Annotated in this window: 9 protein-coding genes; 1 reads left to right on the forward strand and 8 read right to left on the reverse strand. The window is 74.0% G+C overall.

Going from position 1 to position 12,348, the window contains the following annotated elements; genetic code table 11:
- The 8 genes from ACZ3KJ_RS01730 to ACZ3KJ_RS01765 form a co-directional block, all read right to left on the reverse strand.
- On the reverse strand, positions 1-2,556 hold the full coding sequence (locus ACZ3KJ_RS01730; protein ID WP_467523791.1) for a serine/threonine-protein kinase: 2,556 nt from the start codon (positions 2,554-2,556) through the stop codon (positions 1-3).
- Complete coding sequence (locus tag ACZ3KJ_RS01735; protein ID WP_467523793.1) at positions 2,553-3,878, reverse strand: coiled-coil domain-containing protein; 1,326 nt, start codon at positions 3,876-3,878, stop codon at positions 2,553-2,555. Before ACZ3KJ_RS01735 ends, ACZ3KJ_RS01730 begins: the two co-directional genes overlap by 4 nt.
- A 74-nt stretch (positions 3,879-3,952) precedes the next feature.
- Positions 3,953-4,924, reverse strand: a complete 972-nt coding sequence (locus ACZ3KJ_RS01740; protein WP_467524783.1) for a glutamate ABC transporter substrate-binding protein — start codon at positions 4,922-4,924, stop codon at positions 3,953-3,955.
- A 104-nt stretch (positions 4,925-5,028) separates the two neighbouring features.
- Entirely contained in the window at positions 5,029-6,387 is a 1,359-nt protein-coding gene (locus ACZ3KJ_RS01745) for a hypothetical protein (protein ID WP_467523794.1), read from the reverse strand.
- Positions 6,388-6,982: 595 nt separating this feature from the next.
- The gene (locus tag ACZ3KJ_RS01750; RefSeq protein WP_467523796.1) at positions 6,983-7,954 is read right to left on the reverse strand and encodes an N-acetylglucosamine kinase; all 972 of its coding nucleotides are present in this window, start codon (positions 7,952-7,954) and stop codon (positions 6,983-6,985) included.
- Entirely contained in the window at positions 7,945-9,210 is a 1,266-nt protein-coding gene (locus ACZ3KJ_RS01755) for a 6-phospho-beta-glucosidase (RefSeq protein WP_467523797.1), read from the reverse strand. Before ACZ3KJ_RS01755 ends, ACZ3KJ_RS01750 begins: the two co-directional genes overlap by 10 nt.
- A 272-nt stretch (positions 9,211-9,482) precedes the next feature.
- The gene (locus tag ACZ3KJ_RS01760) at positions 9,483-10,109 is read right to left on the reverse strand and encodes a Uma2 family endonuclease (protein ID WP_467523799.1); all 627 of its coding nucleotides are present in this window, start codon (positions 10,107-10,109) and stop codon (positions 9,483-9,485) included.
- A 136-nt stretch (positions 10,110-10,245) separates the two neighbouring features.
- Positions 10,246-11,340, reverse strand: a complete 1,095-nt coding sequence (locus tag ACZ3KJ_RS01765) for a mechanosensitive ion channel family protein (RefSeq protein WP_467523801.1) — start codon at positions 11,338-11,340, stop codon at positions 10,246-10,248.
- Between the two features lie 333 nt (positions 11,341-11,673).
- On the opposite strand from ACZ3KJ_RS01765, the gene ACZ3KJ_RS01770 reads away from it, so the two are divergent.
- Positions 11,674-12,210: an HNH endonuclease gene (locus ACZ3KJ_RS01770; RefSeq protein ID WP_467523803.1), complete on the forward strand. Its 537-nt coding sequence runs from the start codon at positions 11,674-11,676 to the stop codon at positions 12,208-12,210.
- Positions 12,211-12,348: the final 138 nt, after the last annotated feature.

The raw sequence follows: 12,348 nt of genomic DNA on the forward strand, positions 1-12,348 counted from the left end.
CTACACCCACGTCCGGGGGCGGTAACGATTGGCACGTTCCACCAGGTCGATCCTCTCCTCACCGCCGGTCGCCAGCCGGGCCAGCGTGCGGTACGAACGCTCCAGGCCGAAGCGGAGCCCCCGCTCGTCCAGGTCACTGCCGAGCAGCACCCGCCGGTGGCCGGCGCCGGCGCCCTGGCCACCGGAGAGTATCCAGTCCAGGGCACTGCCGAGCACCTCCGCGGACAACTGCTCGCGCCGCGTCGGGTCCAGGCCGTACGCGTCCAGCGCCTCGACCTGCGCCGCGGCGGCGGTGAGGTCCTCCAGGAAGGGTACGTCGGCGGCGGCCGCCGTCCGCTGCCGGAGCCGGGCGCGGACGGCCGCGACCCGGGCGGCCGTGTAGTGGATGGAGGACTCCGGCACCGACTCCAGCGTCCGTACGGCGCTCGCCCGGTCGCCGGCCGCGAGCCGGACGCGGGCCAGGCCGAACGCGGCGCTGACGTAGCTCGGGTCGGTCGACCACACCAGCCGGTAGTACTCGGCGGCGTTGTCCAACTGGCCGAGCACCTCGGCGCACACGCCGAGCGCCAGCTTGGGCGCGGGCTCGCCCGGGAAGGCGTCGTAGATCGCGTCGAAGGCGAGCGCGGCGATCTCGTGGTCGCCGGTCACCAGCGAGGCCAGGCCCCGGTACCACACCACCCGCCAGTCGTCGGGCCGTTCGTCCTCCAGCTCGGCCAGGGCCGTGAGGGCCGCGCCGGCGTCGCCGTTCTCCAGCCGGGCGCGGACCTGGCGCAGCCGGGTCTCGACGGACGGCGCCGGCGCGGCCGCCAGGGCCGTGAGCAGCTCGGCCGGGGCGGAGGCGGACAGACCGGCGAGGAACCCCGCGTTGGGGTCGCCCGCGTCGACGAGCGGGGCGGGCAGCGCGAGGGAGGCGGCGGGGGCGTCGACGGGCCGGACGAGACCGGGGGCGGCGGGAACCTGTGCGGGGAGGGTGGCGAGCGTCGGCGTGGGACGGCCCGGCGCGGGGGCGGCCGGGAGGGCGGCCGGGCCGCCGGCCGCCCGGCGTGCGGGGGCCCTCCGGGCGCCCAGCCGGGACACCTCGCCGTCCAGCCGGGGGAACAGCTCCCGGTCGGTGACCTTGACCTCCGGCCCGAACAGCGTCGACAGCGCGGGCCGCGCCCGCCCGCTCTGGAGGGAGACGACCTCGCGCAGCACGCCCGTCAGCTGCTCCGCCATCTCCTGCGCGGAGCCGAACCGGCGGGCCGGGTCGGGGTCGGTGGCCCGGACCAGCAGCCGGTAGAAGGACTCGTACTGCCGGAAGACCTCGATGGTGTCGGGGTCGGGCAGCGAGTCGGCGAAGACGGTCGTGTAGCCCTGGAAGTCGAAGGTCAGGACGGCGAGGGTGCGGCCGACCGTGTACAGGTCGCTGGCGACCGACGGGCCGACGTCGGCGACCTCCGGCGCCTGGTAGCCGATCGTGCCGTAGATGGCCGACTCCTCGTCGTCCATCCGCCGCACCGCGCCCATGTCGATCAGCTTGAGCTGGTCCTCGGTCTGGATCGCGTTGTCGACCTTGAAGTCGCAGTACAGCAGGTTGCGGCTGTGCAGGTGGCCGAGGGCCTCCAGCGCCTCGATGCCGTAGGCGCAGGCCTGCTCCACGGGCAGCGGGTCCCGCCGGCCGTCCGGGGTGCGGCGGGCGTTGGCGATCTCCTTGAGGGACTTGCCGCCGACGTACTCCATGACGATGTAGCCGTCGAGCGAGCCGGTGCGCTGGTCGAGGTGTTCGACGAAGTTGTAGATCCGCACGATGTTGGCGTGCTCGATCTCGGCGAGGAAGCGCCGTTCGGAGATCGCGGCGGCCATCGCGTCCTGGTCGCCGGTGTCCAGCAGGCCCTTCAGCACCACCCAGCGGTCCGCCACCGCCCGGTCCACGGCCAGGTAGATCCAGCCGAGGCCGCCGTGCGCCAGACAGCCCGCGACCTCGTACTGGCCGTGCACGACGTCCCCGGACGCCAGCTTCGGGACGAACGAGTACGGGTGGCCGCACTTGGTGCAGAAGCCCTCCGTGCGCCCGGGCCGGTCGCCCCGCGCGCGGCCCACCGGGGCGCCGCAGTCCGAGCGCGAGCAGAACCGCTTGCGCTCGGGCACCTCGGGGTTCTCCAGGACCATCGCGCGCGGGTCGGGTCTCGGCACCTGCGGCACCGAGACCAGGCCCGCGCCCAGCCGGGCCCGCCCGGAGGAGCCGGCCGTCGAACCGGAGCTGCGCACCGACACCGACCGTCCCGTCGGCCTGCCGGACAGCGACCGCGAGAGCCGTCCGGACACCGAGCGGCGCGACTTCGACGACTGCGAGGACGTTCGCGCGCTGCGGGCGCTGCGCGCGCTGGGGCGCGAGCCGCCGCTGCCCGGCCGGCCCGCGCCGGCGGCGGTCATCCCGGTGGGCGGCGAGCCGACCAGTCCGTTCGCGGCGACGACCGGGGCGAGACCGCAGGTGTCGCAGTACAGCTCGCCGCCGCCCACGTCCTCGTACGACCCGTCGCAGCCCGGCCGCTGGCACGTCTGCCCTGCCTGACTCATGACCCCTGCTCCCCCCTGTGGTCCTCGGGTCCGCCCCGCTCGGCCGCGGGCGGCGCGGCGAGCAGTTCGGCGGCCGCCCGCTGGTAGCGCAGGACGGCCTGTTCGGCGACGCGCAGGTCGCAGGGCGCGCTCCACAGCATGCGGCGGGCCGCGTCGTACCGCTCGACGAGGAACGCGTCCTCCGCCAGGCCGTGCCGGGCGACCTTCGCCTTGTACGCGTCGAGCCGGCCGCGCAGCTCCGCGCGGACCGCGAGCGGCGCGGTGACCGCGCCCAACGACTCGCGGGCGCGCAGCAGTTCGTCCTCCGCCTTCCGCTCCAGCGACTCCAGCAGCGGGGACAGCCGGTGCCACTGGGCCTGCCGGCGGTACTCGGCGGCGGTCGCGAGCTGCTCCTGGAGGACGGTCGGCGGTCCGCCGACCACCGGCACCTCCGTCGCGGCGATCTTCGCCAGTACCTCGCCGCGCGCGGCCCGCGCCTCGGCCAGGGTGCGGTCGGCGCGGCTGAGCACGTCCCGCAGCCGGACCAGCCGCTGCTCCGCGTCCTGACGGACCGTCAGCACCGCGTCGATCTCCCGGCGTACGTCCTCCAGGGCGCGCGCCTCACGGTCGTAGACCGTGGTGTCGGGCCGTCCGCCGCCCGGCGCCGAACTGCCCTGTGCGGGCACCCAGAACGCCAGCGGGTCGGAGACGACCTGCTCGCGCAGCCGGGTCAGCGTGTGCGTGATGCGCTCCAGGTCGTCACCGGCCGGGTGCTCGCCGGGGCGGACGCCCACGGAGTGCGCGAGCTGCCGGGTGCGCCGGAGCTCCGCGGCCAGCAGGTCGATCCGGGCGGGCAGCGCCGACCACACCGCGTCGGCGGCGACGACCATGTCCAGCGACGAGGCGTACAGCTCGTTCATCCGGTCGACGAGTTCGGTGAGCGAGAAGCTCTGGCTGAGCCTGCCGGCGCCGTGCGGCGCGGGCGCGTTCGCGAGGGCCGCGCCGGCCACGGTGACCGACGCGCCGCGCAGCAGCTCGGTCAGTTCCACCAGGTCCTCACGGCTGGACCAGCGGCGGCGCGAGCGGATCTCCCGGGCGGCGCGCAACGCGTCGGAGTACGCGTCGAAGTACGCCCACAGCAGCGTGACCGACGCCTCCGTGTGCGCCCAGCGTTCCTCGGTGACGCCGGTGAGCCGGGCACCCTCGAGGAGTCTGCGGCCGGCGTGGTCCTGGAGGGCGAGGAGCGAGGTCTCGATCGCCTCGTGCTCCTGGCCGAGCCGCGCCAGCGCACGGTCCACCTCGTCCCGGTCCATCACCGGCCCGGGGGGTCCCGTGACGCCCATCGATCACCTCTCGCTGCTGTGTCGGTTGTCCGCTCGGTCCGCTGCCTGTCGGTTCCTGCCCGCCGGTGGGTCCGTCAACTCGTGCGCAGGTACTGCGGTGCGGGCGGCCTCGACGTCGCCGCGTCCGCCCCCAGTGTCGCCGACAGCCATGTGTCGTACGACGCCTGCCAGCCGTCCGTCCGGTACCGCACCAGGATCTGGTTGACCCGGCGCACCAGATCGTCGGCGTCCTTCTTCATCGCCACCCCGTAGTACTCGGTCGTGAAGGGGGCGCCCTTGAGGGCCACCGTGGGGTCCTGGGCGGCCTGGCTGGCCGCCAGCGCGCCGTCGGTGACGACCGCGTCGGCCTCGCCGAGCTGCAACCGGACCAGGCAGTCGAGCTGGTTGGGGACGGTGGTGGAGATGTCGGTGCCGGCGGGCAGCCGGCCGGCCTCGCGGTCCTCGGTCAGCCGGGTGTTGGCGGTCGAACCGGTCGCCGTGCAGACCTTTTTCCTCGCCAGCGTGTCGTTGTAGCCGGTGATGGTGGACGACTTGGGGGCGAGGACGGTCTGTCCGGTCCTGAAGTAGGGGGCGGAGAACGCGACGTCCTCGATGCGGTCGCAGGTGATGGTCATCGTGCGCACCACCATGTCGACCCGGCCCTCCTGGATCGCGGGGATGCGCTGGTTGGTGGGGATGGCCTTGAACTGCACCGCGTCGGGGTCGCCCAGGATGTCCTGCGCGATCCGCCGCACCAGGTCGATGTCGAAGCCCTCCAGGGCCGCGCCGGTGGTGTTCGGGTCGCGGTAGCCCCAGCGGTAGCTGTTCTGGTCGACACCGACGATCAGCTTGCGCTTCTCGCCCTGCCGGGCCTTGATCGCGGCGATCGTCGGGCCATCCGCGGCCGACGGCGCCAGCGTCTGCTTCTCCGGGTCCCGGCACGTGGAGTCGGCCGCCGGGGTGCCCTCGGCGACGCCCCGGCCGCCGGTCCCGGCGCCGCCGCCGTGCGACTGGGTCCACGGCAGCAGCAGGACGAAGGCCAGGGCGAGGGCGCAGACGGCCGCCATCGCACCGACCCCGCCCCAGCCCTTCAGGCCGGCCCGTATCCGTCGCCTTCGTGTCGTCACGCCTTCTGTCACCGGAACGCCACCCTTCACCGGTCCGCCCCCTCTCACCGGTACTCCGACAGCCTGCGGCCGATGCCGAGGACCGCGCCCGCGGCGCCCAGGACGGCGAGGGCGGCCGAGCCCGCCGGCAGGCCGCCCATCGCGTCCAGGCCGTCTCCGGCGGCCTGCCTGAACTCGTTCTGCTCGTGCTCCAGCGCGCTCGCCAGGTTGGCGTCCACGCTGTCGAAGCACTCGCCCGTGGCGCCCTTGCCGCCGATCACCAGGGCCAGCGCCTGCTCGTAGTTGCCGTTGTCGTCCTGGGCGCGGGCGGCGGTGTGGCGGTTCTTCCACTCCGCCATGTTGCTCTCGGCCCGGGCGACCGGCGTCGCGCCGTCCCGGTCGTCGGCGAGCCGCCGCGCCAGGGCGAGCCCTTCGCCGAGGGCGCCCATGTCCTCGGTGAAGTCGTGGTCGTAGGCGTCGACCGTCTCCTCGCCGACCTTCACGGTCTCGGCGCCGCGGGCCACCAGGGTGAGATTCTCGTTGCCGCGGGCCTTGAGGGAGGCGATGCGGGCGTCCTGGAGGACGTTCAGCGAGCGGACGCCGTGCTCGTAGGAGTCGTCGAGGCCCGCGCGGGCCACGGTGTGGCCGACGACCAGCCACAGCAGGACGACGGTGGCGGCCGCCGTCGCCGCGACCAGGCCGTGGTTGAGGACCCGGTGGGTACGGCGGTACGTGCGGTGCTGGGCCCAGGCCAGGGCGGCCAGCGCGAGGACGCCCAGCGCGATCGCCGCCCAGGGGTAGGGCGTGGCGTCCGCGTAGTCGTCCCGCAGCCGCTGGTTCTCCTTCTTGTAGAGGTCCTCGGCGGCCGGGAGCATCTCCTTCTGCATCTTCTGGTTGGCGTAGCGCAGGTAGGCGCCGCCGACCGGGAAGCCCTGCCGGTTGTAGGTGCGGGCCCGTTCGACCAGGCCCTTGTACTCCGGCAGCAGCTTGTTCAGCTTGGTGACGGCCGCCGAGGAAGGGGAGCCCGGGTCGGAGTTGCCGGCGGCGGTGACGAGTCCCTCGGCGGCCGTGTCGATGTCCTTCTCGTACCGCTCGCGGGACTCCGCCGTCTCCTGCCCGCCGGCCAGGAAGCCGCTGGAGGCCGCGGTGTTGGCGTCGGCGAGGGAGCGGTAGATGTCGGCGGCGGCCGTGGTGAGGGGCTGGCTCTGGTGCAGGACGTCGTCGGCCGCGGCCGCCCGGTCGGACGTCTGCCAGGCCGTGACGGCGCCGAACGCGACGACGAGGAGGGCGAGGAGGGCGCCGATGATGCGGAGGCGGCCGGGCTCGGTGGTGGCGGCGGCCCGCACCTGGTCGACGCCCTCGGCGAACGCCGTGCGGCGCGTGGGCGGCGGCGGTGCGGTGCTGCTCGTTGCCGGGTCTGCCACGTTCTCTGACCTCCCCCATGGTCATGGCCCGTCGCCAGTATCGCTGGCGGGAGGGGGAATGCGCACCGGCCTTCACGGGATCTTGATCGGATCGCAGTCACCCCTGCTCATGAGTACGCGGGGGGAATGTGTTCGGTTCCCTGACGGGGGCTGCCGGGGGCGGGGGCCGGGCGCGAGGCGCGGGGTGCGGGGTGCGGGGTGCGGGGCGCGGGGCGAGGGGCGCGGGGCGAGGGGCGCGGTTGGTCGCGTCCGCGCGGCGGAGCCGCACGGCGCGACGGCCTGCGCCTCTCGGGGCCTGCGCTTCTTGGGGCCTGCGCTTCTTGGGGCCTGCGCTTTTTGGGGCCTGCGCCTCTCGGGCCCGCGCTCACGCCGGCCCGCGCGCTTACGTCGGCCCGCGCGCTCACGCCGGCCCGGTGCACACGTCGGCGCGTGCGCTCACGCCGGCTCGGTGCACACGCCGGCGCGTGCGCTCACACCGGCCCGGTGCGCCCCCTGGCCCGCGCGCTCACGCCGACCAGGTGCACACGCCGGCGCGTGCGCCCACGCCGGCCCGGTGCGCCCCCCCCCGGCCGTGGGCTCACCCCGGCCCGTGCGCTCACGTCCCGAAGAAGTCCCGTACCCTCCGGTGTGCTTCGGGCCGTGCGCCCACCCGGTCCAGGCCCAGCAGTGCCGCCCCCAGCACGGGCCGCTCCCGCACCACGCCCACCACCGCACGCGGCGCCCGCACCGCGAGCGACTCGCGTACGCGGTCGTCCAGTCGGCGGTGACCGGCCGTCAGGACGCCTCCGCCCAGCAGCACCGGCGTCTCCTTCTCCAGCAGGTCGAGGCGGGTCAGCGCCACCGCCGCCATCGTCACCACCTCCTCGGCGAGGCGGTCGACGACCGCCCTCGCCACGCCGTCCCCGCCGGCCGCCGTCGCGAACAGGACGGGCGTCAGTTCGTGGCGGCGGGCGGGCGGGAGGCGTCGCAGGTGCAGGGCCTCGATCAGGGCGTACATCGTGGGCAGTCCGAAGTGGTCCGGCAGCGTCCGGGCGAGCGCGGTCGGGGCGCCGCGGCCGTCCTCCGCCCGCGCCGCGTGCCACAGCGCCTCCTCGGCCAGCCCCCACCCGCCGCCCCAGTCGCCGGAGAGGCGGCCGAGCGCGGGGAAGCGGGCGGTGCGGCCGTCGGGACGCATGCCGACGCAGTTGATGCCGGCGCCGCAGACGACGGCCACCCCCCGGGGCTCGGCCACGCCCGCCCGCAGGATCGCGAAGGTGTCGTTGCGGACCTCGACGGCCGCTCCCCACGCGCGCGCGTGCAGCGCGGCCGCCAGCTCCTCCTCCTCGGCCGGCAGGTCGGCGTTGGCGAGACAGGCCGAGACATGGGCCGCCGAGGAGACGCCGGCGGCCGCGTACGCGCGCGTGACGGTGTCGGCGAGGGCGTCCACCGCCGGGCCCACGCCCACGGCCGGCGGGCGGAAGCCGCCGCCGCGGGCCGTGCCGAGGACCTCCCCGTCGGCCGCGACGACCGCGACGTCCGTCTTGCTGTTGCCCGCGTCGACGGCCAGGACGCTCGCGGTCAGGCCCACGCCAGATGCTCCCGGTTGTGCGCGATCAGCAGGTCGGTGAGCGTCTCGGCGTACGCGTACTGGCCGACCAGGGGGTGGGCGAGCAGGGCCCGGAAGACGCGGTCGCGGCCGCCGTGCAGCGCCGCCTCCAGGGCCAGCTCCTCGTAGGCCGTCACCTGCGCGATCAGTCCCGCGAACAGCGGGTCGGGGCGCGGGACCGGCAGCGGGGCGGGACCGTCCGGGCCGACCGCAGCCTGGACCTCGATCACCGCGTCGTCCGGGAGGAAGGGCAGCGTGCCGCGGTTGGGGGCGTTCACCACCTGGTACGGGCTGCCGGATCCGGTGAGCAGCGCGGCCGCCAGGTCGACGGCCGCCTCCGAGTAGTAGGCGCCGCCGCGCCGGGCGAGCAGCGCCGGCTTCTCGTCCAGGGCCGGGTCGCCGTACATCCGCAGCAGCTCGCCCTCCATACGGGCCACTTCCGCGGCGCGGGAGGGCTTCGTCCGCAGCTCCTCGACGACTTCGTCGTGCGCGTAGTAGTAGCGCAGGTAGTACGACGGGAGCACGCGGAGGCGGTCCAGCAGGGCGCGGGGCAGGCGGAGTTCGGCGGCGAGGGCGTCGCCGTGCCCGGCGAGCAGCCGCGGCAGCACGTCCTCGCCCCGGGGGCCGCCCAGGCGCACCCCGGTCTCCCAGGTCAGGTGGTTGAGGCCCACGTGGTCGAGGTGGACCGCGGAGGGGGCCACGTCCAGCAGGCGGGCGACGGTGCGCTGGAGGCCGATCGCCACGTTGCACAGCCCGACCGCCCGGTGGCCGGCCCGCAGCAGGGCGCGGGTGACGATGCCGACCGGGTTGGTGAAGTCGACGATCCAGGCGCGGGGGTTGGCGCGGCGGACCCGCTCGGCGATGTCCAGGACGACCGGGACGGTGCGCAGCGCCTTGGCCAGGCCGCCCGCGCCGGTCGTCTCCTGGCCGACGCAGCCGCACTCCAGCGGCCAGGTCTCGTCCTGTGCGCGGGCCGCCTGGCCGCCGACGCGCAGTTGCAGCAGGACCGCGTCGGCGCCGTCGACGCCCGCCTCCAGGTCGGAGGTGGTGACGATCCGGCCCGGGTGGCCCTGCCGGGCGAGGATGCGGCGGGCCAGGCCGCCGACCGGCTCCAGGCGTTCGGCCGAGGGGTCGACGAGGACGAGCTCCTCCACCGGCAGGGTGTCCCTCAGCCGGGCGAAGCCGTCGACGAGTTCGGGCGTGTAGGTCGAGCCTCCGCCCACCACGGTGATTCTCACGTACGTTCAGCCCTTCACTCCGGTCGAGGTGACGCCTCGCCGAGAGCCTGCTGCGGGAACGGGGGGCGGCTGGGCAGCCGTTCCTCCCGGTTCGTCGCGGACGAGGGCGCGCGGCACCTCGCCGCCGGCGGTCGGTGTGGCGTCGGCGTGCTGGGGTCCAGGGCGCGGACCGGAAGGATGCGGGCACGGTAGGGCGGCGTCGGCGGAGCGTCAAGACACGGCCCCCGAGACGGCGGGGCGTGTGGGGCTCGGAGTACCGCGACGGGGACCGGTCAGACGGCGTCGTCCAGGAAGGGCGCGGTGTCCAGAGCCGGGTAGGGCGCCGGGAGCGGCAGGGGGTCTCCGAGGTCGACCTTCTGGTCGGTGCCGTAGTAGGCCTCGGTGGGCTGGTCGTCCGGGAGGACCGGGTCCGTGAAGCAGTGGGCCGTGCCGCCGTGCCGGTCGATCAGGACGTAGACGGGGACGCCGGCGGCGGCGTAGGTGCGGAACTTGGGGCCGGTGTCCGTCTCGTGATTGGTGGAGGTGACCTCCCCGACGAGGGCGAGCATGTCGATGGGGTACCAGCCCTTGTGGGCCTTGCGGTAGGACGCGTCGAGTTCGGTGGGCCTTCGGCGACGGACGTAGAAATCCGGGATGAGCAGGGCCATGGTCCTGCCGTCCTTGTGGGCCACGCGGTAGCCGTTGCCCATGCCCGCCAGGTCGAGACCGGCGGTGAAGAACTGGACGGCGAGCTTGAAGGCCCCGTCGTTGTGGTTGTCATTCGGTTGCGGCGGCACCATGGCCATCCCCTCGACGTACTCGGGTCGGATCGGCGCCACGGACGCCTTCTCGATCGCGATCAGCAGATCGATGGGGTCCTGTTGCGTCATGACCGGCTCCGTGAGGGTCTCGGTGCTCATCCCTGGTTCTCCTCGTGCCACTGATGCCAGGCTAAGCCCGCGTCGGGCGCCCCGGGAGAACGATGGGGCATCCCGCGCCGCGACGGCGTCGGAATGCCCCGAACCTTCACTCGAACGAGTGTGCTGAACCGTTCCGCTACTTGGTGGGCGCCACCGGTGTGATCGGCGTCGCCGCCTGGGCCTGCGGGGACGCCGTGTTCGCGTACACCGAGGGGGCCGCGACGGCGGCCGTCGGGTCCACGTCCGGGTCCTCCTCGGGCGGAACGGTGGCGCCGCCGACGATGCGGATGTCGGCCGCGTCGAAGGCCCGCTTGACGCGCCAGCGCAGTTCGCGCTCGACCGCGAGGGACTTGCCGGGCATCGTCTTGGCGGTGACCCGCACGACCATCGAGTCCAGCAGCACGCTGTCCAGGCCGAGCACCTCGATCGGGCTCCACAGGAGCTCGTTCCAGGGCTCCTCCTTGCCCATCTTCTCGGCGACCTCGTCGAGGGTGGCCTTGACCCTGTCCAGGTCCTCGGAGGCCTTCACCGTCACGTCGACGCCGGCCGTGGCCCAGCCCTGGGAGAGGTTGCCGATCCGCTTGACCTCGCCGTTGCGGACGTACCAGATCTCGCCGTTGTCGCCGCGCAGCTTGGTCACCCGCAGCCCGACCTCGATGACCTCGCCGGTGGCGACGCCCGCGTCGATCTGGTCGCCCACGCCGTACTGGTCCTCCAGGATCATGAAGACACCGGAGAGGAAGTCCGTGACCAGGTTCCGGGCGCCGAAACCGATCGCCACGCCCGCGACACCGGCGGACGCCAGCAGCGGGGCCAGGTTGATCGCGAAGGTGGACAGGATCATCAGCGCGGCGGTGCCCAGGATCAGGAAGCTCGCCACCGACCGCAGCACCGAGCCGATCGCCTGCGAGCGCTGACGGCGGCGCTCGACGTTCACCAGCAGACCGCCCAGGGCCGTGCCGTCCACGGCCTGCACGGTGCGGTTCATCCGGTCTATGAGCTTGGTGATCGCCCGCCGCACCACCACCCTCAGCACCCCGGCGATCACCATGATCAACAGGACCCGGAGGCCGATCGCGAGCCACGTCGACCAGTTCTCCTCGACCCAGCCGGCGGCGTTCGTCGCGCTCTCCTGGGCGTCCTGGAGCGTCGGTACCGTCACCGCCGACGACTCCGAGGGGGACGGCGACGGCGACGAACCGGCGGCCAGTAGGACGGCGGACAAGGACACAGCAGGTACCTCCACGTGCGGCACTGCTCCGTCCGGCGCGGCGGACAGGACGTTCCGCGGCGGTCAAGGTGTTCAAGGTCACGAAAAGGTCACCGGACGGGCAGGATCACCACACTAACGGGGCATCGTGTGTGTTTCGGCGGGATGAGCGAAGGAGAGACGGTGCTCACCCGTGCTTGAACGGGTTGTCAACCCGGGCATGGTTCCGATGTGGTCGAAAACACTCCCAGCCCGTTACCGGCACATGGTGGCGCGTCCACCAGCCAAGAGGGGAGACTGACCACAGATCGTCCCGGCGCGAGCCACGCGCCGCCGACGCCCGAGGAGGCATCCGTGCCGCATGTCCTGGTCCTGAACGCGTCGTACGAGCCGCTCGGCGTCGTACCGCTCCGCCGCGCGCTCGTCCTCGTCCTGGAGAACAAGGCCGTCTCCCTCGAGGAATCCGGCGCCTTCCTGCACAGCGCGACCGTCACAGTCCCCGCACCCAGCGTGGTCCGGCTCAAGCGATTCGTCCGGGTTCCCTATCGGGGGCCCGTTCCTGTGACCCGCCGGGCGCTGTTCGCCCGGGACGGGGGCCGGTGCATGTACTGCGGTGGCGTCGCAACCAGCGTCGACCACGTCATCCCGCGCAGCCGCGGGGGCAAGCACGTCTGGGACAACGTGGTGGCGTCCTGCCGCCGCTGCAACCATGTCAAGGCCGACCGGCACCTCGTCGAGCTCGGCTGGCGGCTGCGCCACAAACCCGCCCCGCCCACCGGTCTGGCCTGGCGCATCATCGGCACCGGCCACAGGGACCCGCGCTGGCTGCCGTACTTGCAGCCGTACGGCGCGGACGACGCACTGGCCCGGATCGACGGCATCTCCGCCTGACGACCCGGGCTTTCGCATCCCCCGTGGCCGGCACCCGGCCACGGGGCCCTCCGGGGTGCCGCCCGGCCCGCCGGGAACGCCGCACACCCGCCTCCCGAAGCGGTCGGCATGTCATGATTGCCCCACTTCGTCGAGAAT

The sequence above is a fragment of the Streptomyces sp. NPDC003248 genome, from assembly GCF_055563235.1.

Excerpts from the sequence above, each read along its gene's own strand:
- ACZ3KJ_RS01730 (WP_467523791.1), bottom strand. The coding sequence starts at position 2,556 with ATGAGTCAGGCAGGGCAGACGTGCCAGCGGCCGGGCTGCGACGGGTCG.
- ACZ3KJ_RS01735 (WP_467523793.1), bottom strand. The coding sequence starts at position 3,878 with ATGGGCGTCACGGGACCCCCCGGGCCGGTGATGGACCGGGACGAGGTG.
- ACZ3KJ_RS01740 (WP_467524783.1), bottom strand. The coding sequence starts at position 4,924 with ATGGCGGCCGTCTGCGCCCTCGCCCTGGCCTTCGTCCTGCTGCTGCCG.
- ACZ3KJ_RS01760 (WP_467523799.1), bottom strand. The coding sequence starts at position 10,109 with ATGAGCACCGAGACCCTCACGGAGCCGGTCATGACGCAACAGGACCCC.